Source organism: Pseudokineococcus marinus (assembly GCF_013004605.1).
GTDB lineage: Bacteria > Actinomycetota > Actinomycetes > Actinomycetales > Quadrisphaeraceae > Pseudokineococcus > Pseudokineococcus marinus.
In genome coordinates, this window is record NZ_JABEMA010000004.1 from 23,058 (window position 1) to 43,706 (window position 20,649).

The window sequence follows — 20,649 nt, forward strand, 5'->3', positions numbered from 1 at the left end:
GCCGCCGGTGCCGCCGGGGGCGGTCAGGTCGCCTTCGAGCGCCGCGTCGACCGCGCGGCGGTGCTCGCGCTCCGCCTCCGAGGCGACGTCGTCGACGACGTGGGCGTAGACGACGTCGAGGAAGTCCCCGAGCTCGAGGTCGAGGAGTCCGCCGGCGCCTTCCTGGCCGCGAGCACCGCGGCGAGCTCGTCCTCGGACAGCTGCACCGCGACCGGCGGCCCGTCCCCGGCCAGCGTCACCACCGGCCCCTCGAGCGCCGCCGCCGGCGACCCACCTCCCGTTGAGGAGGTGCCAGTCGGCGAGGGCCCAGGCGCAGAGGTTGAGGGCCGCTCGGTAGGGCGGCCTCCGAAGTCCTCCACCAGGCCGGCGAGGACGTCCATGAGGACGTCGTCGTCGAAGCGCTCACCGACGAGCCGGTAGAAGCGCTTGTACTCGCGGACGTCGTCCTCGCCGGGCCCGAAGGCGTGGCGGAAGAAGTCCGCGATGAGCGCGGCACCCTCGGGGGTCGCCGCGTCGAGGTCGGCCTGCCGGGCGAACTCCGACAGCAGCAGCACCGGGACGCGGCCGCGGCAGGTGAAGGTCTCCACCTGCTCGCGGACCGCGTCGGGCACCGGCTGGCCGGTGGCCTCGTCGGGCGTGAGGTCGGGGACCTCGTAGGTCAGCTCGAAGGTGACCGGCTCGGCGACGGCGGCCCGCTTGGCGGCGGCGTAGCGGCGGCTCACGCCGCAGGCTCGCGCTCGTCGCTGATGATGCTCTTGAAGAACTTCTTGCCGTCGTCGGGCTTGTACAGCGTGAAGGTGTTGCTGATGGTCGTCTTCGCGGCGCCCTTGCGACGCGCCATCTCGACCGACCCGGTCTGCTTGCCCTTGCGCCAGACGTGGCGCTCCTTGCCGTCCTCGGACTCGAAGCCGATCATCACGTAGAGCTCCTCGCCGAGCTCCGGCGGCTCGAACGTCTTGAAGCCCGCCCCGGTCGTGATGGTGCCGCCGTTCATCGCCCGGCGCAGCGACTGCGTCGTCACCTCGGCCGAGGCGAAGGACACCGAGCCGGTGCGGCCCGTCGGGGCCGAGTCGAGGGGCTCGAGCTCCTCGGCGACGGGGACGTCCTCGAAGGACGTCTCCATGTTGAAGGTCGAGCCCTCCTCGGTGTAGCCGATGCGACCCCAGGCCGCCGGCCACGGCGACGACAGGTCGACCGGCTCCTCCGAGCCGATGGGGGCCATGAGCAGGTGGCCCGGCCCGAGGGACAGGGCGCGGGGGTTGCCGCGAGCGCCAGCGACGGCCATGAGCGGAGTCCTTCCAGGACGGGGACAGCACGAAGAGCCCCGAGGCGGGCGCCAGGGGGCCGGAGACCGGCGCGGGCGGCGCCGGGGTGGTCAGATGCGGGTCGCCTCGAACGCCGGCCGCAGGAACGGCTGGGCGCGCTGGCGCACGGTGCCCTCCTCCGCGAAGCGGAGGTAGAACTGCTCGGGGGACCAGCCCACAGCGACGAACGGCCCTTGGGCGTCCACGTCGAGCTCGGCGTGGATGCTGCGAGCGCCAGCCCCGGTGAGCACCGGGGCGCCCTCACGGGCTCGGTCGGCGATGTCGTCGCCGATGTCCTCGAGGAGGTCTTCGACGTCGTCGTCGTCCTCCAGGTCGTCGATCGCCGCCTGGTCGAGGACGAGCCGGACGTCGACGGCCACGGTCAGCTGCGGGTGGAGGAGGACGCCTGGGCGGCGGCCTCGGCCTGGGAGGCGGTGGCGTCGCTGGTCAGGCCGAGGGCCTTGCGGCCGGCGGCCGTGGACGCCTTCGCGACGTCCTTCTCCCAGCCGTTGCGCTCGACGTTCTCGGGCGGGACGACGTCGCCGACGTTGTGGGCGCGGGCGCGGCCGATGTACAGCGGCTTCGTCGCGACGACGGTCTCGGTGGTGGCCATGGGCTCACTCCAGGGGGCTCGTGTGCATGCGCACGGTCAGCAGGTAGCGGGGGCGGTCGTTGGTCGGGTCCGGGGAGGTGTAGGGCTGCAGGTCGATGCCGACGCCGGCGACCCACCCGCCGTCGAGCTCCCCGCGGATCGACTCGACGCCGACCCGGTCGGCGGTCACCGCGGAGGCGAGCTGCCACGCGGACCCGTCGTCGGTGCCGTCGCCGAGGTAGCGGCCCCAGCAGCCGATCTGCACGAGCGGGGACGCGGAGCCGTAGCCCATCGGCCCGCCGATGACGTCGAGCTGGATGCACGGCTCGTCGCCGACGACCTCGGTGCCGACCCGGTCGCCGGCGAGCGCGGCCACGTCCGGGAGGGCGAGGAGGCCGAGGCGCAGGGCCTCGGTCGCCTCGGGGTAGCGACCACCGGCCACGTGGCCCTCCCTCAGCTGGTCACGCGGCGCAGGACCGCCTCGACGTGGTGCGGGACGCCGCGGTGACGCCACCGGGCGACCTCGCCGTCCACCTCGAGCGGGGCTGGCTGTCCGGTGGTCTCGTCGAGGACGCCGTCCCACTCGATCCGGTCGGTGGGCAGCAGGTCCGTGGCCGGGCCGGCGAAGAGCCGCCAGCTCGTCACGGTGGTCTGCCGTCCGCCGGCGTCCTCGTCGGCCGCCTGCGGCTGCACCGACGCCGCCAGCGGCTGCGAGCGCTGCGCCGCCGACCAGTCCCGCGCCCGGACGCCGTTGCGGCCCGGCTCGCCGAGGCTCGCCCGGACGACGACGACGCGGTCGTGGTAGCGGCTCACGGCCACGCCACCGGGTCGGGGAAGGACCCGGACGGCGTCCCGCCGGTGCGCAGCGCCGCGGTGACGCCGGCGAGGATCTCGGCCCGGCGGGCGGCGAACCACCCGTCGGACTCGTCGCCGGTGACGGACTGCGAGCGCGACGTCGGGTTGTCGACGGCCAGGCCCGCGAGCTCCAGGCACGCGGACCACAGCGCCTCGGGCACCGGGTCGGGCCACTCGGCCAGGCCGGTCGCGCCGCGGAGCCAGCCCTCGACGACCCGGACGGCGAGGACCGCCCGGCCGTCGGGGACGGCCGTGTCGTCGCGGCCGAGCCACTCGCGGACCTCGTCGGGCGTCACGAGCGGCTCGGCCACGTCAGCCCTCCGTCTGCTGCGCCTCGTGCTCGCGGACCCGGGCCACGAGCTCGTCCTTCGTCAGGGCGTCGGCCTCCTCGCGGGGCAGCACGCCGGTCTCGACGACGTAGTCGGCCCACACGGCCTTCGCCGCGACGCGCGGCGGACGCTGCGGCCCGTCGCTGTCCTGGCCGCCGTCGGGCGCCTCGTCCGGCTCGTCGGCGCCCTCGGCGTCGTCGTCCGGCTCGTCGGCGCCCGTGTCGGTCTCCGTCGGCGGGGGCGTCGGGGCGCCCCCGGTCGGCGGGGTCGACGGCTGCGCGCGCCGGCGCCGCACCGGCTGCCCCGTGATGGCCGCGCGGGCCTCCGGGGACAGCGCCGCGAGCGCCGCCTCGTAGACGGCCTTCGCGGCCTCCGCGGCGGCCTTCTCCCGGGCGCCCGGCTCGACGACCGCGCCCGCGAGCACGAGCCGCCGGGCCTCGGCCGCGTCGAGGTCGACGAGCGCGCCGGTGCGGTGCCGGACGTAGGTCAGCGGCTGCCCGGGCTTCGACGTCGGCACGTCGAGCTGGACGGCGGCGACCTCGTACCGGCCGGCCTTGATCTCGTCGGGGGACGTCACGCTCACGCCGACCGCACCCCCGTGATCCAGCACGCCGCCTTGGGCTGGTCGACGCCGAGGACCCGCTTGCGGGTGGCGTCGCAGCGCCAGGACTCCGTCGGGCCGCCGTTGGGGCCGCCGCCCTCGCCGTACAGCGGGGTGACGCCGAGCGGGCGGGTGTCGGACCAGAAGCCGACGGTGCCGGCCTCGGTGACGAGCACCCGGTCACGCGGCCAGAAGCGCGACGTGAGCCCCGTCATCCCGGCGATGGTCCGCGGGAGCGTGCCCGTGTAGGCCGGGTTCTCCTCCGCGAGCCCGTCCTTGTAGATCGCGAGGAACTCGTCGTTGTCCATGAGCGCCGGCTTGAGACCGCCGTGCATGACGACGGTGTCCGCCTCGAAGGCGAAGGTGTCATCGTCCTGGCCGGTGTCCGGCTTGGCCGAGGCGACGATCTCCTGCGCGGCGAAGATGTCGTGGCGGATGCGCGCCGTCGGGGTGTCCCACGCCGCCGCGGCCGGCACGGTCGGGATCGCCGGGTTGAGGAGCGTGGCCCGCAGGGCCCGCACCTCGGCGCGCAGCATCGTGTTGACGAGCTGCCGGACCTGGGTGTTGACCTGGTCCAGCTTGTTCTCGTCCCGCATCTCGAGGGACACGCGGATGCCGAGGGCGTCCTTGAGGCCGATGGAGATGCGCGGCAGGCCGCGCTGGCCGGCCGCCACCGGGATCTCGCCGAACTCGGCGACGGTGGCGACGTCGTCGCCGAGGAAGAGGGGTGTGGACTCCTCGAAGGAGACCAGGCCGTTGGTGTTCGCGCCGGCGTCGCGCAGCAGCGCCGGGATCACCGACGTGCCCTGCAGCATCTCGATGATGCGGGCGGGGATCGCGAGGGGGGCGCCGACGAGGTCGGCGACCGTGGTGCGGCCGCCGTCCGTGACGCTCGTGACGGTCGTGGGCATCTTCTTCTCCTCCAGGCTCAGGCGGTCCGCATGAGCCCGGTGGCGCCGGAGGCGACCCCCAGGGGCTCGGTGCAGATGCCGACGACGAGACGGGCGTCCGGCGTGGCGCCGGCCGCGACGACGGTGCCGCCGGCGGCGGCCTTGAGGCGGTCGCCGAAGGCGGCCGCGCCGGAGTACCTCACGGGCACCTCGATGCCGCCGTAGGCGACCGAGACGGCCGCCGGGAGCACCGCGGTGTTGAGCACCGAGCGCCCGCCGACGTCGACCGGCGTGGTGACCTGGGCCTCGGGGGCGATGCCGTCGACGACGGCGACCCCGAGGACCTTCGCGGAGTCCGCGGCGGCGACGCCGACGCGGCCCGCGGCGCGGGCCTCCACCAGCTGGCCACCGAGGATCGGCTCGGCCGGGACGAAGGTCTTCGGCCCGGTCTTCGTGCGCATGACTGCTCCGGCCATGTCAGACCCTCCAGTTCCGGTAGACGGGGCTCTCGCGGACGTCGGCGACCGGGTCGTTGCCCGCGCCGTCGTGGTCGCCGTCGTGGCCCTTGGCGGCCAGCGGCACGGTGCCGGGCTCGAGCGAGGCCAGGACCTCGGCGGCGCCCGGGTCGGCGGCCAGCTGGGCACGCCAGTGGTCGGCGCGCACCGGCGGGATGCGCCCGTCGTCGACGGCCGCGCGCACCAGAGCGTCGTTGCGGTCGGTGATCTGCTGCGTGCGGGCCTCGCGGCCCGCGCGGGCGTCCGCGCGCAGCTCGTCGAGCGTCGCCGTCTCGATGAGGGACGTGCCCTCGGGCAGCGACGCGGTGGGGGAGGGCGCCGACGGCTCGGCGCGCTCGGCGAGCGCCTCGGTGAGCGCGGCGACGATGGTCGCCTCGTCGGCGTCACCGCCGAGCCCGAGCTCCTGGCGCATGGTCGTGAGCTGCTCGTCCGTGAAGGCCACGGCGCGGCTCCCTTCCTGCAGGGGGGTGGACCCGGACCCGGCGGGCGCCGGAGCGGGGGTGTGGGGGGCCGGCGCGGCGGCGCGGCCGGCGTGGGCGAAGACCGACAGGTCGAAGCGGGCCCGCGCGGTCGCGGCCTGCTCCTCGTCGCCGTCCTCGTCGACGCGGTCAGCGAGCCCTGAGGCGACGGCCTCCTCGGCGGTGAACCACGTCTCGGCGCGCATGACGTCGCGCCACTCGTCGGCGGTGCCGCCGGCGCGGCGGGCGTACAGCCCGGCGAGGTTCTGGGACTCGCGGGAGAGGTCCGCGGCCATGCGCTCCATCTCGGCGGCGTCGCCGACGCACAGGCCCCACGCGTCGTGGACCATCAGTTCGGCGCCGGGCGACATGACGACCTCGTCGCCGGCCATCGCGACTACGGACGCGGCGGAGGCGGCGATGCCGTCGACGACCACAACGACGCGAGCCGGGTGCTGGCGCAGCGCGTTGTAGATCGCCAGGCCCTCCCACACCTCGCCGCCGGGGGAGTTGACGTGCAGCTCGACCGTCGTCGTGGTGGCGGGCAGCTCGTCGAGGACCGCGGCGAACTCCTTCGCCGAGACGCCGAACCACTCGCCCCACGAGTCGATCGGGTCGTACAGCCGCAGCACCGCTACGGCCGCCGTCCCGCCGACCGACGGCGCGGTCGCGCGCACCGGCGTCTTGTCCCGGCCGCCCGTTCGGGCGAGGAAGTGGAAGCGGTCGGCCAGCTGCGTCACGACGTCGTCCCCTCTGTCGGTGCGGGCGGGAGCGCCTTGGGCGGCAGGCCGAAGGTCGTGCGCACGAACTCCTCGAGCTCGCGGTCGGGGAAGACCACCCCGGCGTCGACGAGCCACTTGATGGCGTCGGCCGTCGCGGCGTTCCGCGAGCCGATCTCGTCGAAGCGCAGCAGCGGCACCGCGGCGTCGGGCCCGAAGTTGAGGTCGACGAGGTCCTCGACGACGTGCTGGTTGGCGATGTCGGCGATCTGCATGGCGACCGTCTGCAGCGACAGCGTGAAGAAGTCCGCGAAGGTGCTGCCGAGCGCCCACGAGCCGGTCTGCTGACCGAGGTTGAGGAAGTGCCCCAGCGCCGTCCGGCCGATCTGCTCGTCGTGGTAGCGGATCGGCGCCATGGCGTCGGGCAGGTCGCCCTCGACGCCGCGGAGCACGAGGTCGGCGTCGGCGGGCACCGCCGCGCCGGCCGTCAGGCCCGAGCGCCACTGCGTCGCGAGCTTCCGTCCCGCGGTGAGCTCCTCCTCGAGCGCGCTGGCCGCCTTGTACAGCGGCACGCCCATCCCGTTCCGGTCGATCATCTGCGCCTGCGTGCGGATGAGCCGGTCCTTGATGAGCCAGTGCTTGTAGGCCGCCCGGAGCATCGACGTGCCCCGCCAGTCGCCGCCCTCACGCTCGTTGACGTAGGCGACGAGCCGGTCCACCGGGATGACGACCTTCTCGACCCGGCCGCGCCGGTCCGCCGGCGGCTGCTGCTCGATCGACACGAGCCCGCCGTCCGAGGCGACGTTGATGGCCGACAGCGTCCGGGGGAGCCGCGGCGCGAGCTTGCGCAGCCGCGCCCGGCCCTGCCCGTCGATCCGGTACACCTGCTCGAAGAAGGAGTGCCCGAACGGCAGGCACAGCAGCGCCTCCTGCAGGTGCTGCGGCCACGAGAAGCGGTCCCGCGAGCGCGGCACCGTCGTGGCCGGGCCGGCGCCCTCGCCGGGCACGCCCATCCCGACGGGCAGCCCGAGGTCCTCGGCGACGAGCTGCACGACGGCCGGGTCAGCGCCGTTCGGGTCGACGTACCAGCGGGTGCGCTGCAGCGGCATCGTCACGGCCCGCAGGACCGAGCGGACCTGCCCGTCCTGCTTGCGCATCCGGTCGTAGACCTGGACCGCCTGCGGCCACCGCAGCTCGGGCGTCTCCTCCTCGAGGAGCGCCGACCACCACGACGTCGAGGACAGCGCGTAGCCGACCTCCGACGTCGGTGCGGCGACGACCGGCGGCGCCGGCTCCACCGCGGCGCGCGGGCGGGCGATCGCGGCGGGGCGGTGCCCAGCGACGCGGGAGGCGCGGACCGTGGGACGGGCCACGAGCACCTCCCGTCGTCAGAAGCCGATCGTGGCCAGGTCGCCGCCGCCGGCGGCGTCGGCGGCCGCAGCGGCGGCCAAGACGTCGGACTGCGGCAGCGCCATCGGGGCGGGCGCCTCGCCGAAGCGGCGCAGCCCCCACACCGCGAGCGCTCCGCCGACGAGCGGGGTGATGTCCTCGCCGCCCTTCGCGCGGGCGAAGAGCAGCTGGTCGGACGTGCCGCGCCGCTGGGCGGTGCGGACGGCGTCGTTGAGGCGGACGTCATCGCGGTGCGCGAGCAGCCCGTCGTTGAGGGCGTCGGTCCACCCGCTGCAGGCCTCGACGAGCTCGCCGTAGGTGGTGACGGCCGGCTCGATGCCTGCCTTGCGGAGGTCCGGCAGGAGCGCGGCGGCGGGGCCCTTGGCGTCGAGCACGAGCGCGCACGGGTCCCACTTCGCGATGAGCCCGAGCAGCCGGTCGACGACCCACCCGGTGCCGCGCTCACGCTCGACGACCTCGACGCGGATCCGCCCGGACGGGGTCCACCCGGCGACCATGACGGCCGTCGAGGAGCGCACCGGGTTGGTGTCGACGGCGAGAGCGACCGGGTCGGTGATGGGCTCGTCGTGGTCGGCGAGCTCGCGCCACCGGGCGAAGTCGAGGGCGCCGCCGGCGGCCTGCTGCTCGACCGGCCACGCGCCGACGCCCATGCGCTCGACGGCGAAGCCGCGGCGGGTCATGTCGGGCCGCTCCGCGTCGATGCCCGCCCACGACAGCCGGTAGCCCAGCGCCGGGTTGGCCGTGGCGATCGCGTCGTCGTCGTCGACGTCGGCCTGCTCCGGGTTGTCGCCGGGGGAGGACCACTCGCCGTAGAAGAGCGACGGGTCGCCGCCGGCGAGCGCGCGGTTGCGGACCCGGGTCAGGGTGAGCCCGTCGGGGTGCTCGCTGACGTCGACGGCCGACGCCGCGTAGATCAGCTGCGGGTTCGGGCGGGCGGCCATCGTCGGGCGCAGCGCGTTGACCTGCGCCGCCGGGGCGTACATGGCCTCGTCGAAGACGACGAGGTCACCGGAGAAGCCGCGGCCGCCGGACTTCGTGCGGGTGCGGAACTCGATCGTCGCCCCGGTGCGCAGGCGGATCGCCTGCTCGCCGTTGGCGAAGCGGAAGGACCGCGACGGGTCGCCGGGCAGCAGCTGCTTGCGCAGGTCGCGGTGGGACTCGAAGAGCCGCCGCAGCCGGGCGAAGTGCTTCCCGGCCGTCGAGGCCTCGTGCGCGGAGTGCACGACGAGCTCGTCGCCGAGCAGGTACAGCGCCACGGCCTCGCGGGCCTCGAGCACCGTGCCCTTGCCGTTCTGCCGGGGCACGACCAGCCCAGCCGTGCCGGCGGCCCACCGCAGCGGCGGGCCCTCGCCGTCGTCGTCCCCGGCTGGACGCTCGCCGAGCATCATCTTCAGCGACCACGCCTGCCACGGGTCCAGGCGCATGCCCACGGACTCGCACCACGCGACGGCGTCCTCGCCGAGGCCGTAGTCAGCGCCCGGCGGGGTCCACAGCACCCGGGGCCGCTGAGCCCCGTGCCGCGGCCTCGCGGGCCTGACGGCGGCGGGTGAACTCGTTGGCGTCGACACCGCCCGCCTCCTCGTCGGCGTCCTGGCCCGCCGCGGCGGTCGTCAGCTGGCCCAGCAGGTGCCGCAGCCCGGTCGCCGTCTGCCGCGCCTCGACCATCGCGTTGCCGACCTGCAGCACGAGCGGCTCCCCCTCGCGGGCGGGGAGAGAGATCTGAGCCCACGTCTCGCCGTCACCGTCGAGCACCCGGTCGAGGTGCTCGAGGCGGTCGACCATGCGCGCGGCCTCCATAACGAGGAGCCGCCGCGCCGTCGTTACGGTCCCGGTCGCCGTGAGCTCGTCGTAGAGCGCCCGGCCCTGCGGCGCGAGACGCGCTACGGCGGTGGAGAAGACGTCCCCGCCGTCGTGCTCGACGTCGTCACCGTCCACCGCTACGCCTCCCGCTCATCCGGCTCGGGCGTTCGACCCGTGGGGAGAGATTTCCTGGCTGGGCGCGGGGTCTAGGCGCCGGCTCGCTGGATTTTCTAGCGGTCCGGCGCTGCGCCCCAGCCGGTCTCACCAGTCCCGGCTGGTCACGGGCCGCCGCGAGCGCTGCACCGGCACGCCGGTCAGGGCCGGGCGCAGGTGGTCGCGGGACCCGTCACCCCGGGACCGGTTGCACGGTGAGTGGAGCAGTCGGTCCGCCTGGTGCCCGCCGTGAGCCCTCGCTCGGCCGTGGTCGGCATCAAGCGTCCCCGGCTGGGTCTGCGGGTACATCGGCCGCCCGCACCACCAGCACGGCGTTCCGTCCGGTGTGACGCGCAGCAGGTAGGCCCGGCGCTGCTGGTGGCGGTAGCCCAGGCCTCGCGCGGTGGAGCTCGTCGGCTTACCCACGCTCACCGCCCCCGAGATGACGCGAGCCCCGGGCCGGCGGCCGCGGGGCTCAACCCGCCGACTAGGCAGACGGGTGCTGTTGGGAAGTGTGGCATCACCCAGCGTCTACGGCAAGAACCCGCCTACGGTGCGCGCCATGGATGCTCTGCTGGTTGCCCTAGCGGCTGCCGTCCTCGGCGCCTACCTCGGCCATCGTGGCTGGTTGCGACAGGCCAGGGCCGAGCACTACGCCGCCTTCGTCACCAGCGCTCTGACGACGCTCCGCTTGCGCATTGAGAGGGATCACTACTCAGGAGATAAGCAGGCCATTCTGGACCTCCAAGAAAATATGCGTGCTTTCCAGATGGTCCGCATGTTTGCCGGTCCGGAAGTCGAGGCAAGCGCCCAGCAGCTTTTCACCGAAATGACGACCGTCAGTCAAATGACGTCCATGGAAGCGACTGGCCGTGTCGGTGCGGCCGTCGACGCCTTCCGGGAGGATGCCCGCCAAGAGGTGGTGCCCCTCTTCCCCTGGCGGCTGTGGCGTCAGCGCGTTGAGGTTCGACCTGAGCAGTCCCGAGAGAATGTCTGAGCTTCGACGTCCAGAATATCGTCAGCCGCCCAGAGAGACGAGCGACCGCGTCGCCCCCGCGCCTTGAGGAGGCCGCGACGTTGCCAGTCGCGCACGGTCGCCGGGGACACGCCCGCTAATAGGGCGGCGTCCGCCGTCGTGAGAAGCGCGGGCCCGCTCATGCGGTCCGCCCGCGACGTGCCTCGAGGCGCTGGCGCCGGGCCTCGGCGCGCTGGGCGGCCTCGGTCTCGGCGCGGCCGAGGAGGTAGTCGGCGTGGGTCTTCGACCAGCCGCAGCGGCCGCAGCGCACGACGTCGTCGCCGACGGCGCGCGTCAGCGCCCGGGTGCTGCAGCCGGGGCAGCGGCCCGGGAGCCGGTGCACGAGGTCGAGGCCCGTGGCTCGCTCGAGGTCGGTCTCCCACCGCAGCGTCGCCCGCCCGGCGGTCTCGCCGTCGACGAGGTCGCCGAGCCAGACGTCGGCGTGCTCGACGAGGTAGGCGACCGCCCGGGTCAGCCACTGCTCCGAGAGCGCGGCCAGCGGGTCGTTGTCGGCGCCCCGGCCGCCGGTGACCGCCTCGGCCACCCGGGCCGCCTCGGCTGCGGCCCACCGGACCGCGGCGTCGAAGAGGTCGTGGGCCGGCGAGGGCGAGGGTGCGTGCACCTCGGTCGAGCGGACGTCGACCTCACCGTCGCGGCCGGCGTTGAGCCGGCCGTCGCCGCGGACGTTGACCGCGGCGACCAGGTCCGGCAGCCGACCCAGCGCCTTCACGATCGCCGCGGCGTCGTCGGCGCACCACACCGGCTCGCCGGCGTTCGGGAACGCCCGCCCCTGCAGCGCCACCGGGTCGACCGCCCGGTCGGTCCGCTCGGCATCGGCCACGGCCTCGACGGCGCGGCGCACCGCCGACCGCCACCGGGCACCGCACTGGCCCGGACACAGCCGCGGCGTCGACTCGTGGGTGAGCTCCTGCACCACCGCGGTGGTCGCGCGCGGGACGTTGCCACCCTCGGCCTGTAGCAGCGACGAGACGGCGTCGACGTCGACGAGCACCTCGGACCGCACGACGTGAGTTGGCGGCGCGACGGCGATGTGGTCCGCGCCCGACAGGACGTGCAGCCACCGAGCGTCCTCGTCATCCCAGACCACCTCGCCGCCGCAGGCCGCGCACGAGCGGACGTCGTCCCAGCGCTTCACGTGCGCTTCCTCCTGGTCGTGGTCTTGGGGAACAGCGGCCCGCAGGTCGCGTGCCGGGTGTGGCCCTCCTCGACGTCGAGGACGGGCAGCAGCTGACGGCAGCCGGCGCAGGCGACTCGCGACATCTCGACGCAGCACGGCTGCGCGGCCGTCTTCACCGCGGCCGCCGGCGGCGCGCGGGCGGGCCGGGCAGGGCCTCGCCGAGGTCGGTGACGAGCAGCGTCACCGCCGCCATCGGCGGATCCATCACGGCGTGGCGCGCCCACCCGGTGGGCGACCCGACGCGGAGGTCCGGGCCCTCGAGGTGGCGGCGGTCGTCGTCGGGCAGCAGCCCTCCGTCGACGAGGCCGTCCACGACGGCCTTGACCGTCGGCGCGTAGTTCGCCGTGTCGCGCCGCTGGCCGTCACCGTGGTGCAGCACCGCGACGATGTGCGCGCGCTGCAGGCGGACGCTGCGCAGCCGCCCCCTGACGGCCCACCCGGCGGCGGCCCGCCAGTTCTGCGTCAGGCGGTTCTGGGCGTGGCGGTTCCTGCGGTCGTTGGCCGACAGCCACGACGCCGGGTCCTGGACGCCACACTCCACGCGCAGCAGCCAGCGGTCGGCGTCAGCCGCCTCGGCCGGCGGCTGGTGGGTCAGCAGCAGCGCCTCCTGCGCGACCGACAGCGCCTGCCCGGTCACGACGCCACCTCGGCGGGGACGACGCGAAGCTGGCCGCGGCGACGCTGCTCCGCCCGCCGCCACGACTGGTAGCGGCGCTCACCCGCGGCGGTCTCCTCGTCGCGGCGTCCGCGCTTCCACGCCGCGTGCCAGGAGCGCAGCTGCTCGGGCGACTCGGGCGCCGGCTCAGCCCAGGCGAGCAGGTCGGACGCCGGCGCGTCGACGTCGACCAGCGCGGCCAGGGCGACGGCCAGGGCCACGAGCTCGTCCCGCTCCAGCCGGTCGGTGACGGCGGCGACTCCCTCGACGCCCTCGTCCCGCACGGCACCGGCCAGCGCCAGCGCCCGGGGCATGGCCTCCTCGAGCAGCTGCTCGCCGTCAGGGTGAGCTTCGCGCGACGGCCCGGTCGGCAGCACGAGCTCTCGTGGTCGTGGCATCAGGTCTCCTCGGTGGTGCGGCGTGCTCCTCGACCGCGGGCGCCTCGCCGACGTGGCGGGCGGGCGCGGCCTGGTGAGGGCAGGGGGATGGCGTCGGTCGGGGATGGCGATGCGCGTGCGGCAGGTGGAGGGCTGGGGGAAGCGGCGCCCGACCCGTCCCGTCCCGGCCCGTCCCGACACGGAGGGCACGGATCTGCCGGACCGGCAGAAGCGGTGAGCCCGTCGGGGGTGGCTGACGTCTCGCGCTGGGCGCCTGTGGCTGCTCCTGCTGCGGTGGCGGGGCGGGGCCGGGCGCTGGGCGCTGCCTGCTGCTCCTGGGCCCGCGTGGCGCGGGTCTGGGCGCTGGGCGCTGGCTGCTGCTCCTGCTGCACCGTGCCGTCGCCCGTGGGGGTGACGTGGTAGCCGAGCCGGGTGAGGAATTCGGCGCTCTCCCGCGAGTAGTACGGGCGCACCGGGGCGGGCTTGAGCGGGGGGAGCTGGTCGCGGACGTTGTCCGGCGGCGCGGGCTGGCCGACGCGGCCGTTGCGCTGGGTGTTGCACTTGCCGCAGACGACGAAGAGCGTGTCGACGGTCGCGGCCTGGCGGGGCGGGAAGTGGTCGTAGGTGCCGTAGATGTTGCCGACGCGGTGGCCGGGCCCCCAGGTCACGATCCGGGGGCAGTAGCGGCACTCGTCGCCGTCGCGGAGCCGGACGGGCCCGATGAGCCGGTCGTCGCGGAGGTCCCGCTTGCGCTGGGCCTCCCAGTCGACGTCGGCCTTGAGGCGGAGGTGCACGTAGGCCGGGTCGTCGAAGAGCATCCACTCGCGGCGCCGCGGCACCTTGGTCATCAGCCCGACCTTGACCGCGACGCGCACGAGCTCCTCCCAGCGCTCGACGCCGCCCTGGTCGATGGCCATGCCCTCGGTGACGAGGTAGTCCGTCTTGTGGCCGGCGCTCTCGCTGTAGCACCCGTCGATGAAGCCGCGGACCTCGTTGAAGAGCCGGGGGTCGCCCTCGCGGACGGCGAGGGCCTTGACCGCGAGCGCCTTGGGGTGGGTCGCGGCGTTGTCGCCCTTGCGGCTCCACACCATGGGTGGCGGTCTCCTGTCGGTGGTGGTCGGCGCGCTGGGGCGCTGGTGGGTGGTTCGCCGGGGTGGTTCTGGTCGGCGGCGGGCCGCGAGCGCGGCCGGTGACGCTCACGCGAGGGACCCGACGGCGCAGGCGGCCGCGAGGAGGAGCAGCGCGAGCGCGAGGAGAAGGACGCCGAGGAGGGCTGCCTCTTCGTCGCGCGATCGGAGGGCGTCGAGGGCGTGGAGGCCGGAGAGGGCGGCCGCGGCGCCGGCGAGTACCCCGAGCGCGACGGCGGCGAGGACTGCCGCGGCAGTCATGTACCGGCCTCGCGCTGATCGGCGTCGATGCGCACGCGCTCGACCGTGTGGCCGAGCATGGCCCAGTGGTACGCCTGCTCCCGCCCGTGGACGACGAACGAGGCGTCGACGAGCCACAGGTCGTGGTCGGCCTTCACCCGGCCGCGGAGAGCGTCGGCGCGGAGTCGGTCGGCGGCGACGGCGGGCGTGTGTCCGTCGTAGGCCGGCGGTAGGTCGACCTCGGGCACGAAGTCGAAGAGGTCCCAGTGCTCGGCGCGGTAGTGGTTGGACACCTGCCCGGTCGGCAGCGTCGCGCTCACGATGAACCACCCGCCGCCGAAGCACGGCTCGCCGTCGGAGTGCCGCCACGACCGGACGACGGCGACGCCCTCAGCCAGCCACCCGCGGGCCGCGTGGGCGTTGTAGAGCATCCGGTAGTCGTAGAGCTCGGTCATCGTGTGGTGCTCGTCGCGCGGGTCCTTGCGGAGAGCGATCAGCTCGTCGACGGCGCGGATGGCGAGCCGAGCGTCGAGTGAGGTCTGCGGCACCAGGTGGGCGCGGAGGTCGCGCAGGTCGGCGTTGGTGAGCTCGGTCATCGGGGGACTCCGCTGTCGTCGATGAGCGCGTCGAGGGCGTCCAGCTGGCCGTCGACGTGGTCGTGGTGGTGGGTGCGCTGGGTGATCCAGCGGTGGATCTGTGCGCGCCGGTCGGGGGTGAGGTGGTCCCACCAGGTGTCGGCGGGGGTGGCGCCGAGGGCCGGGCGCGGGGTGGTCGCGGGGCGTGCCGCCGCCCGCCGGGGCGCCGGGGGTGGCGCGGGCGCCGGCAGCTCGAGGTCGAGGGCCGGGTGGTCGGCGGGCGGCGTGGGCACGGGGCGGGTCAGCCGGCCATGCGGACGGGCATGAGCAGCGACACGAGGTGGTCGTCGGCCTCGGGGGTGGCGGCGAGGTCGTCGGGGTCGGGGGTGGGGCGCACCGGGGACTGCAGCGCGACGACGGGCTTGCGGGTGGGGTAGTCGTCGTCGAAGACGAGGCGCACGGTGGTGGCCGTCAGCGAGCGCAGCAGCTCGGGCGCGAACCCGCGGTTGAGCGCGATCGCGATGCGCCCGGGCTCGTCGCCGGGGGCGGACCAGGCGACGACGGGGACGGCGGTGTGGGCTTCGCCGCCGTGGGACGTCGAGGACACGCGCAGCACCGCGGCCTCGGGCCCGCGGGCGAGCTCGATGCTGAGCGGGTCGTTCATGGCCGCGAGGACGGACACGCGGGCGAAGGCGGTGAGCAGCGCGTCCCGGTCGACGTCGACCCAGGTGTGGCGGTCGGCGACGTCGGGCAGCAGGGCGTCGATCTTCGGGTACTCGCCGTCGACGACCAGCTGGGTCCAGGTCTCGCCGCCCGCGGACCAGCGCACGAGGTTGGGGCGGTTGGCGGCCCCGTCGAGGCGGTGCCACCAGACGGCCCGCTCGGCCCGCCACCGGTCCGCGAGCGCGGTCAGGGCGCCGGAGGGGACGAGGAGGTCGCGGGTGGGCTCGGTGATGGTGGCGGGGGCGGTGGCGCGGGCGAAGCGGTACCGGTCGGTCGCGGCGGTGGTGACCTGGTCGTCGTCGAGGTGGACGCGGACGGCGCTGAGGATCGGCAGCGAGTAGTCGTGGGAGGCGGCGTAGGCGGGGCGGGCGGTCGCGGCCATGGCCTCGCCGGTCATGGTGGCGAGGAGGACGGCGGGGGCGGCGTCGAGGTCGGCCCAGTCGTCGTCGAGGCTGCCGAGGGGTACGCCGTAGGAGGCGCCGGCGCCCTCGACGTACAGGCGGGGCCCGCCGTCGTGGAGCTCGGACGCGCGGGGGGCGGTCCCGACGGACAGGTGGACGGTGGCGCGGCGGCCGATGGCCCTCACGAGGGCGGGCAGGTCCGCCGCGGCGGCGAGCACCCGGCCCTTCGCGCCGGGGCAGACGATCCGGGCGGAGGCCTCGACGGTGCGGGCCTGGTCGTGGTCGCCGCCGGTGATGGTCAGGGCGGTGCCGTCGTGCTCGAGGAGCACGTGCCGGCCGCCGCGCCGGGCGCCGGCGCCGGCGGAGCGGACGAAGGCGAGCGCGCGGGCGAGCTCCTCCTGGGCGACCTGCGCGGCCAGGCCCCGCCGTGGGCCGTCGGTGGTGGGCGTGGCTGGGGCGTCGGCGAGGACGGTCATCGAGGGCTCCTGGCGGCGTCGTGGGCGGGCGTGGACTGCTGGGGGAGGCGGCCGGTGTCGGCGAGCGCGCGGAGCTCGTCGAGAAGGGCGGAGGGGGCGGCGTCGGACCACCGGTCGAGGACCTCGACGAGGTGGCGGACGGCGACGGTCGAGCGGGGGCGCGGCGCCCGCGGCGCGGCGGCGGGGGCGTCACCGCCGCGCAGGACGGTGCAGCCGCCCGGGTTGGTCACCTCGTGGGTGATGTCCGTGACCGGCGCCGCTGCGGCGGCGGGCGCGGGGTCCTCGACGCCGGCGCCGTAGCGCTGCACCGTGGCGACGGACACACCGAAGATCGCCGCGACCTCCTGCCAGGTGGCCTTGAGGTCGCGCAGGCGCCGGACGGTGCGGGCGCGCTCCTGGTCGTCGATGGCGGCGCGCTGGACGTTCTCCTGCACCGACGCCGCGAGCCAGTCCCGCAGCGGCAGCGGGTCGGCGTGGATGACCGCCGGGAGCGTCTTGATGCCCGCGACCCGGGCCGCGGCGACGCGGCGGTGGCCGGCGCGCAGCCGGAGCCGGTCGCCCCACCGCTCGACGCTGATGGGCTGCACGCACCCGTAGGCGAGGAGGGAGTCCGACAGCGAGCGCAGGTCCCCGAGGTCGCGGCGAATGTTGTGGGGGTGGAAGTCGACCTGGTCGAGGCGGACCAGGCCCACCCGGGTGGCCGGCCCGGTCACGACCCGACGTCCTCGGACGCGGCGTCGTCGGCGAGCACGCCCTCGGGCAGGAACTCGAGCTCGACGGGCGACCACTCGTACCCCGTCGCGGCGACCTGCTGCAGCCAGCCGGTGGCACGGCGCCAGGCCCACGGCTCGGCGCTGGTCAGCTCCTCGTCGCGGTCGAGCAGCTGGCTCAGCGAGACGAGGCCGACGAGCTCGAGGACGCCCCACCCGGCGAGGGCCTCGGTGACGACGTCGCGGCGGTCGGCGGCGTCCTGCTCGCGGAGGCGCTGGCGGGCGTCGTAGTCGGCATTTTCGGGTGCCTGGCGGGGCGGCGGGAAGGTGATGCCGAGGACGTCGGCGATCGGCCAGGCGACGGGCTGGCGCCCGAAGCGGGTGTCGACGGTGCGTGCGACCTGGGCGACGAGGTGGCGGCGGGCGGCCTTGTCGTCGGTCCCGCGGACGTGCTCGCCGAGGTGGCGGCGGCGGACCTTGGCCGCGGCCGCGAGCGCCGCGGCCTGCTGCTCCTGACGGGCGCGCGCCTCCTCGGCCGCCCGGGCACGCTCGGCGGCCTGATCCGGCTGGGTTTCCTCGGTCGAGTCGGCGGGCGCCTGGCGGCCCGTGGCGTTGTCGTGCAGCCGGGCCTGCAGGCAGACCCATTCGACGTGGGGCACCGAGGTGAAGCTCTCGCCCTCGTAGACGACGCCGGCGTGCCCTGGGCAGGTGTGGTGGCCGTCGCGCTCGAACGCCGTCAGCGCTTCCCCGGCGGCCTCGTCGGCGGCGGCCTCACTCTCCTGGTCGACCTCGCCGTCCTCGTTGGCGTGGGCCGCGTAGACCGCGTCGCGAGCGGCCGACATGGCGTCGGTGGCGAGGACCTCGAGGAACTCCGCCTCGCCGCCGGTGGCCACCCACTCCTGCGGGGTGAGGAGCCGCCACTCGTTCCGCTCGGCGAGCTTCGTCTCGGTGCGCAGCTTGCGCTGGGCGACGCGGCGGTCCTTGGCCACCTGCAGCGCCCACGCCCACGACGGCGTGCCGAGCGCCGACTCGAGGGACGTGCGCACGACGTCGTCGTCCTCGAACTCCGCCAGTGCGATGGCCTGTTCCAGCGGCACCTGACCGGCGATGACGCGGGTGCGCACCGACTCCGGGGAGGTGGCCAGGGTGATGCGGCCGCGGACCATCTGCTGGGAGCGGCCGACGCGGGCGGCGAGGTCCTTGAGCGGGACGCCGTAGTCGAGGGTCAGGGCTCGGTAGGCGTCGCCCTCCTCCACCGGGGTGAGGTCCACCCGGTGGCCGTTCTCCACGAGCATCGCCTGCAGCTGGTCGGCCTCCTCGGTGAGGTCGTCGCGGACCACGCACGGCACCTCGGTCAGGCGGGCGACCTTCGCGCCGGCGAGGCGCCGGTGCCCGGCGATGACGACCCACCGGTCCTTCTTCTTCGCGGCCGGCGCGACGACGAGGGGCTGCAGCACGCCCTGCGCCTTGATCGACGCGGCGAGCTCGGACACGTCGCCGACCTCCACGCGGACGTTCTTCGCGTGCGGCACGAGCTGCTTGACCGGCAGCACCGCGAAGCGGGCGCCGGCGGCGGTGTCGATGGGCATGGGCTCGGTGGCGGTGCTCACGTGGTCCTCCGGGGCTTGGTGATGTCGACGACGCCCTCGGCGACCTGGGCGCCCCTGCGGGCGAGCCACCCGGCGCGGGCCGTGCAGACGTCGTCGTGGTCGTGGTGGCGGTGCTCGCCCGGCTCGAGGGGCCGGGCGGACGGGGAGCGCAGCGACCGGGCGACCCACGCGCCGGTGCCGGTACGGCGGACCGCCATGACGGCCCGGGCGTCGTCGGGCGCGGCGCGGAGCCGGTTGACGAGCACGACGTCGCCGTCGAGGGCGGCCCGCTCGACGGGGGCGCCGCACCCGTAGGGGCAGGTGGGGGTCGGGTCCGTCAGCCGCCGGGCGCGGCGGCGGCGCTCCGCCGCCCGGGCCTGCCGGGTCGGCCGGGCGCCCGGGCTCACCGGGGCCGCCTTCCCAGCCGGCGGCGGCCGCGGCGGCGCCCGTCGGCGATCACCGCGTCGAGCGGCTTGAGGTACGGCGAGCGCGCCGGGTAGGTCACGCCGTCGACGACGATGACCTCGGTCGGGGACCCGGCGGCGTCGGGCACGGTGCGGCGCTCGACGACCGGCTCGACGGGAGCGGTCGCCTCGCGGCCGGTGGGCGCCTGGTCGCGCTCGTCGCCGGTCAGCACGGGGGCTCCGTAGGCGGCGGCTCGTCGTCGGTCTGCTCGGCGGCGTGCTCGAGCGCGACGGCGAGGGCGCCCTCCTCGCCGAGGAGGGCGACGAGCTCGTCGGCCTGCTCGCGGTCGCCGCGGAGGACGTCGAGGACGCGCTGCTCGACCGTGGACAAGGGGCGGCCGGGCCCGCCGTTGCGGGGGACCGGGGGAGCGTCCGGTGCGGGGTCGCCGCCGTCGGCGACGGCCTGCCGCAGGGCGCGGCGCGCGTCCTTGACGGCCAGCCGGTTCGCCGCCGACATGTGCCGTCGGCTCATGCCGTTGAGCAGCTCGAGCGCGCGGACGACGGGGGACGGGGCGGCGTGGTCGAGCCAGCGCTCGTCGACGCCGTCGCGCCACTCGTCGGCCCCGGTCACGGCGAGCGGGTGGCCCGCCTGGCCGGTCACCGGCTACCCCGCTGGCGGACGGCCGCGGCGACGTCGTGGAGGGCGCTGGCGCAGCGGTGCCCCGCGGAGGCGACCTGCCCGACGCTGCGGGCGGTGGCCATGGCGACCAGGACGGCGGCCTCGACGCGGCGACCCGCGACGGCCCACCGCTCGCCGGCGGCGGCCGCGGAGTCCGCGTCGTCGAGCGCCGCCTGAGCCCGGTCGAGGAGCTCGCGGGTCTCCTGCTCCGACCAAGACCGGTGCCGCTCGCCCGCGGCGGCCTGCGCGGCGGCAGACGGCTGCGGGTCGGCGGTCCCGGGCGTGCGGATCGCGTCGACGACCTCCTGCGCGGTGACGCCGCGGGCGGCCATGTGGTCGGCGAGGACGCCGACCTCCTCGAGGTTCTCGCCGAGCCAGGACCCGTCGGTCAGGCCGAGGCGGGCGGCGACGTCGCCGGGCGTGGGGACGGAGGTGGGGGTGCTCACGGCTGGCTCCTCACGGTGGCGATGGCGACCGGGTGGGCGTGGACGCGGCCGGACGCCCGGACCTGCAGGCGCCACGCCGGGTCCGGCGGCAGGACGGCCCACCACCGGTAGGCGCCGCAGCCGGCGGGGAAGACCTCGAGGCGGGTGCCGTGCACACGGCCGATGAGGTCGGCGACGTCGAAGGCCTCCCGCTGCGTCGGGAAGCCGCGCACGACGTCCGAGCCGGCCAGCAGCGCTACCGGCGTCGCGCAGACCAGCCGCTCGGGGTGCTCCTCCGGCTCCTTCTGCGGGCGCGGCTCGGCCGCCTGCCCGCTCACCGGGCCCGCCCCTCGGTCACGAGCCGCAGACCCGGCCGCTGACCGGCGCCGGCGCGTCGCGCGTCGGCGGCGTCGAGGGCGGCGAGGGCGT

General features: G+C 75.7%; 32 protein-coding genes. 1 reads left to right on the forward strand and 31 read right to left on the reverse strand.

Annotation, left to right across the window (positions count from 1 at the left end; translation table 11 throughout):
• Positions 1–23: 23 nt before the first annotated feature.
• The 14 genes from HLB09_RS00770 to HLB09_RS00835 all read right to left on the reverse strand — a co-directional run bounded on the left by HLB09_RS00770 (position 24) and on the right by HLB09_RS00835 (position 9,608).
• Positions 24–722: a hypothetical protein gene (locus tag HLB09_RS00770; RefSeq protein WP_171201508.1), complete on the reverse strand. Its 699-nt coding sequence runs from the start codon at positions 720–722 to the stop codon at positions 24–26.
• Entirely contained in the window at positions 719–1,285 is a 567-nt protein-coding gene (locus HLB09_RS00775) for a phage tail tube protein (RefSeq protein WP_171201509.1), read from the reverse strand. Before HLB09_RS00775 ends, HLB09_RS00770 begins: the two co-directional genes overlap by 4 nt.
• Positions 1,286–1,375: 90 nt before the next feature.
• Positions 1,376–1,684 (reverse strand): HK97-gp10 family putative phage morphogenesis protein, encoded by a 309-nt coding sequence (locus HLB09_RS00780; protein WP_171201510.1) that lies wholly within the window; start codon positions 1,682–1,684, stop codon positions 1,376–1,378.
• 2 nt (positions 1,685–1,686) lie between these two features.
• Entirely contained in the window at positions 1,687–1,917 is a 231-nt protein-coding gene (locus HLB09_RS00785; protein ID WP_171201511.1) for a hypothetical protein, read from the reverse strand.
• A gap of 4 nt (positions 1,918–1,921) precedes the next feature.
• Positions 1,922–2,338, reverse strand: coding sequence for a hypothetical protein (locus tag HLB09_RS00790; RefSeq protein ID WP_171201512.1), 417 nt, complete (start codon positions 2,336–2,338; stop codon positions 1,922–1,924).
• 11 nt (positions 2,339–2,349) lie between these two features.
• Complete coding sequence (locus tag HLB09_RS00795; protein WP_171201513.1) at positions 2,350–2,709, reverse strand: hypothetical protein; 360 nt, start codon at positions 2,707–2,709, stop codon at positions 2,350–2,352.
• Positions 2,706–3,062, reverse strand: coding sequence for a hypothetical protein (locus HLB09_RS00800; RefSeq protein WP_171201514.1), 357 nt, complete (start codon positions 3,060–3,062; stop codon positions 2,706–2,708). Before HLB09_RS00800 ends, HLB09_RS00795 begins: the two co-directional genes overlap by 4 nt.
• A gap of 1 nt (position 3,063) precedes the next feature.
• Complete coding sequence (locus HLB09_RS00805) at positions 3,064–3,663, reverse strand: hypothetical protein (RefSeq protein ID WP_171201515.1); 600 nt, start codon at positions 3,661–3,663, stop codon at positions 3,064–3,066.
• Positions 3,660–4,592 carry a phage major capsid protein gene (locus tag HLB09_RS00810; RefSeq protein ID WP_171201516.1) on the reverse strand — a complete coding sequence of 311 codons (933 nt, stop codon included), beginning with the start codon at positions 4,590–4,592 and terminating at the stop codon, positions 3,660–3,662. Before HLB09_RS00810 ends, HLB09_RS00805 begins: the two co-directional genes overlap by 4 nt.
• 17 nt (positions 4,593–4,609) lie before the next feature.
• Positions 4,610–5,032 (reverse strand): hypothetical protein, encoded by a 423-nt coding sequence (locus HLB09_RS00815; protein WP_212755675.1) that lies wholly within the window; start codon positions 5,030–5,032, stop codon positions 4,610–4,612.
• A gap of 16 nt (positions 5,033–5,048) precedes the next feature.
• The gene (locus tag HLB09_RS00820) at positions 5,049–6,284 is read right to left on the reverse strand and encodes a head maturation protease, ClpP-related (RefSeq protein WP_171201518.1); all 1,236 of its coding nucleotides are present in this window, start codon (positions 6,282–6,284) and stop codon (positions 5,049–5,051) included.
• A complete protein-coding gene (locus tag HLB09_RS00825; RefSeq protein ID WP_212755677.1) occupies positions 6,281–7,636 on the reverse strand; it encodes a phage portal protein family protein in 1,356 nt (451 codons plus the stop codon). The genes HLB09_RS00820 and HLB09_RS00825 overlap by 4 nt, the downstream gene beginning before the upstream one ends.
• Positions 7,637–7,651: 15 nt before the next feature.
• Positions 7,652–9,169: a hypothetical protein gene (locus HLB09_RS00830; RefSeq protein WP_171201519.1), complete on the reverse strand. Its 1,518-nt coding sequence runs from the start codon at positions 9,167–9,169 to the stop codon at positions 7,652–7,654.
• Positions 9,144–9,608 (reverse strand): hypothetical protein, encoded by a 465-nt coding sequence (locus tag HLB09_RS00835; RefSeq protein WP_171201520.1) that lies wholly within the window; start codon positions 9,606–9,608, stop codon positions 9,144–9,146. Before HLB09_RS00835 ends, HLB09_RS00830 begins: the two co-directional genes overlap by 26 nt.
• Before the next feature lie 580 nt (positions 9,609–10,188).
• Here HLB09_RS00835 and HLB09_RS00840 point away from each other — a divergent pair.
• Complete coding sequence (locus HLB09_RS00840) at positions 10,189–10,623, forward strand: hypothetical protein (RefSeq protein ID WP_171201521.1); 435 nt, start codon at positions 10,189–10,191, stop codon at positions 10,621–10,623.
• Here HLB09_RS00840 and HLB09_RS20235 read toward each other — a convergent pair.
• The 17 genes from HLB09_RS20235 to HLB09_RS00920 form a co-directional block, all read right to left on the reverse strand.
• A complete protein-coding gene (locus HLB09_RS20235) occupies positions 10,578–10,784 on the reverse strand; it encodes a helix-turn-helix domain-containing protein (protein ID WP_171201522.1) in 207 nt (68 codons plus the stop codon). The genes HLB09_RS00840 and HLB09_RS20235 overlap by 46 nt on opposite strands.
• Positions 10,781–11,797, reverse strand: coding sequence for a hypothetical protein (locus HLB09_RS00850; protein WP_171201523.1), 1,017 nt, complete (start codon positions 11,795–11,797; stop codon positions 10,781–10,783). Before HLB09_RS00850 ends, HLB09_RS20235 begins: the two co-directional genes overlap by 4 nt.
• Positions 11,794–11,922, reverse strand: a complete 129-nt coding sequence (locus HLB09_RS19050; RefSeq protein ID WP_281359150.1) for a hypothetical protein — start codon at positions 11,920–11,922, stop codon at positions 11,794–11,796. The genes HLB09_RS00850 and HLB09_RS19050 overlap by 4 nt, the downstream gene beginning before the upstream one ends.
• A 29-nt stretch (positions 11,923–11,951) precedes the next feature.
• Complete coding sequence (locus tag HLB09_RS00855) at positions 11,952–12,476, reverse strand: RusA family crossover junction endodeoxyribonuclease (protein WP_171201524.1); 525 nt, start codon at positions 12,474–12,476, stop codon at positions 11,952–11,954.
• A complete protein-coding gene (locus HLB09_RS00860; protein WP_171201525.1) occupies positions 12,473–12,892 on the reverse strand; it encodes a hypothetical protein in 420 nt (139 codons plus the stop codon). Before HLB09_RS00860 ends, HLB09_RS00855 begins: the two co-directional genes overlap by 4 nt.
• Positions 12,892–13,962, reverse strand: a complete 1,071-nt coding sequence (locus HLB09_RS00865; RefSeq protein WP_171201526.1) for a hypothetical protein — start codon at positions 13,960–13,962, stop codon at positions 12,892–12,894. The genes HLB09_RS00860 and HLB09_RS00865 overlap by 1 nt, the downstream gene beginning before the upstream one ends.
• Before the next feature lie 105 nt (positions 13,963–14,067).
• Positions 14,068–14,259 carry a hypothetical protein gene (locus HLB09_RS00870; protein ID WP_171201527.1) on the reverse strand — a complete coding sequence of 64 codons (192 nt, stop codon included), beginning with the start codon at positions 14,257–14,259 and terminating at the stop codon, positions 14,068–14,070.
• Positions 14,256–14,834 carry a WDGH domain-containing protein gene (locus HLB09_RS00875; protein WP_171201528.1) on the reverse strand — a complete coding sequence of 193 codons (579 nt, stop codon included), beginning with the start codon at positions 14,832–14,834 and terminating at the stop codon, positions 14,256–14,258. The genes HLB09_RS00870 and HLB09_RS00875 overlap by 4 nt, the downstream gene beginning before the upstream one ends.
• The gene (locus tag HLB09_RS00880) at positions 14,831–15,106 is read right to left on the reverse strand and encodes a hypothetical protein (RefSeq protein WP_171201529.1); all 276 of its coding nucleotides are present in this window, start codon (positions 15,104–15,106) and stop codon (positions 14,831–14,833) included. The genes HLB09_RS00875 and HLB09_RS00880 overlap by 4 nt, the downstream gene beginning before the upstream one ends.
• Before the next feature lie 8 nt (positions 15,107–15,114).
• Positions 15,115–16,413 (reverse strand): DNA polymerase III subunit beta, encoded by a 1,299-nt coding sequence (locus tag HLB09_RS00885; protein ID WP_171201530.1) that lies wholly within the window; start codon positions 16,411–16,413, stop codon positions 15,115–15,117.
• Positions 16,410–17,126: a ParB/RepB/Spo0J family partition protein gene (locus HLB09_RS00890; RefSeq protein WP_171201531.1), complete on the reverse strand. Its 717-nt coding sequence runs from the start codon at positions 17,124–17,126 to the stop codon at positions 16,410–16,412. Before HLB09_RS00890 ends, HLB09_RS00885 begins: the two co-directional genes overlap by 4 nt.
• Complete coding sequence (locus tag HLB09_RS00895; RefSeq protein ID WP_171201532.1) at positions 17,123–18,733, reverse strand: ParB/RepB/Spo0J family partition protein; 1,611 nt, start codon at positions 18,731–18,733, stop codon at positions 17,123–17,125. The genes HLB09_RS00890 and HLB09_RS00895 overlap by 4 nt, the downstream gene beginning before the upstream one ends.
• Complete coding sequence (locus tag HLB09_RS00900; RefSeq protein WP_171201533.1) at positions 18,730–19,119, reverse strand: hypothetical protein; 390 nt, start codon at positions 19,117–19,119, stop codon at positions 18,730–18,732. The genes HLB09_RS00895 and HLB09_RS00900 overlap by 4 nt, the downstream gene beginning before the upstream one ends.
• Positions 19,116–19,349, reverse strand: coding sequence for a hypothetical protein (locus HLB09_RS00905; RefSeq protein WP_171201534.1), 234 nt, complete (start codon positions 19,347–19,349; stop codon positions 19,116–19,118). The genes HLB09_RS00900 and HLB09_RS00905 overlap by 4 nt, the downstream gene beginning before the upstream one ends.
• Positions 19,343–19,777 (reverse strand): hypothetical protein, encoded by a 435-nt coding sequence (locus HLB09_RS00910; protein WP_171201535.1) that lies wholly within the window; start codon positions 19,775–19,777, stop codon positions 19,343–19,345. Before HLB09_RS00910 ends, HLB09_RS00905 begins: the two co-directional genes overlap by 7 nt.
• A complete protein-coding gene (locus HLB09_RS00915) occupies positions 19,774–20,241 on the reverse strand; it encodes a hypothetical protein (protein WP_171201536.1) in 468 nt (155 codons plus the stop codon). Before HLB09_RS00915 ends, HLB09_RS00910 begins: the two co-directional genes overlap by 4 nt.
• Complete coding sequence (locus tag HLB09_RS00920) at positions 20,238–20,558, reverse strand: hypothetical protein (protein ID WP_171201537.1); 321 nt, start codon at positions 20,556–20,558, stop codon at positions 20,238–20,240. The genes HLB09_RS00915 and HLB09_RS00920 overlap by 4 nt, the downstream gene beginning before the upstream one ends.
• Between the last annotated feature and the right edge of the window lie 91 nt (positions 20,559–20,649).

Bases quoted from the DNA above. Each gene is read 5' to 3' on its own strand.
- HLB09_RS00815 (WP_212755675.1), bottom strand. From the start codon at position 5,032: ATGCGCACGAAGACCGGGCCGAAGACCTTCGTCCCGGCCGAGCCGATC.
- HLB09_RS00870 (WP_171201527.1), bottom strand. From the start codon at position 14,259: ATGACTGCCGCGGCAGTCCTCGCCGCCGTCGCGCTCGGGGTACTCGCC.
- HLB09_RS20235 (WP_171201522.1), bottom strand. From the start codon at position 10,784: ATGAGCGGGCCCGCGCTTCTCACGACGGCGGACGCCGCCCTATTAGCG.
- HLB09_RS00775 (WP_171201509.1), bottom strand. From the start codon at position 1,285: ATGGCCGTCGCTGGCGCTCGCGGCAACCCCCGCGCCCTGTCCCTCGGG.
- HLB09_RS00860 (WP_171201525.1), bottom strand. From the start codon at position 12,892: ATGCCACGACCACGAGAGCTCGTGCTGCCGACCGGGCCGTCGCGCGAA.
- HLB09_RS00865 (WP_171201526.1), bottom strand. From the start codon at position 13,962: ATGGTGTGGAGCCGCAAGGGCGACAACGCCGCGACCCACCCCAAGGCG.
- HLB09_RS00885 (WP_171201530.1), bottom strand. From the start codon at position 16,413: ATGACCGTCCTCGCCGACGCCCCAGCCACGCCCACCACCGACGGCCCA.
- HLB09_RS00810 (WP_171201516.1), bottom strand. From the start codon at position 4,592: ATGCCCACGACCGTCACGAGCGTCACGGACGGCGGCCGCACCACGGTC.
- HLB09_RS00785 (WP_171201511.1), bottom strand. From the start codon at position 1,917: ATGGCCACCACCGAGACCGTCGTCGCGACGAAGCCGCTGTACATCGGC.
- HLB09_RS00875 (WP_171201528.1), bottom strand. From the start codon at position 14,834: ATGACCGAGCTCACCAACGCCGACCTGCGCGACCTCCGCGCCCACCTG.
- HLB09_RS00840 (WP_171201521.1), top strand. From the start codon at position 10,189: ATGGATGCTCTGCTGGTTGCCCTAGCGGCTGCCGTCCTCGGCGCCTAC.
- HLB09_RS19050 (WP_281359150.1), bottom strand. From the start codon at position 11,922: ATGTCGCGAGTCGCCTGCGCCGGCTGCCGTCAGCTGCTGCCCGTCCTC.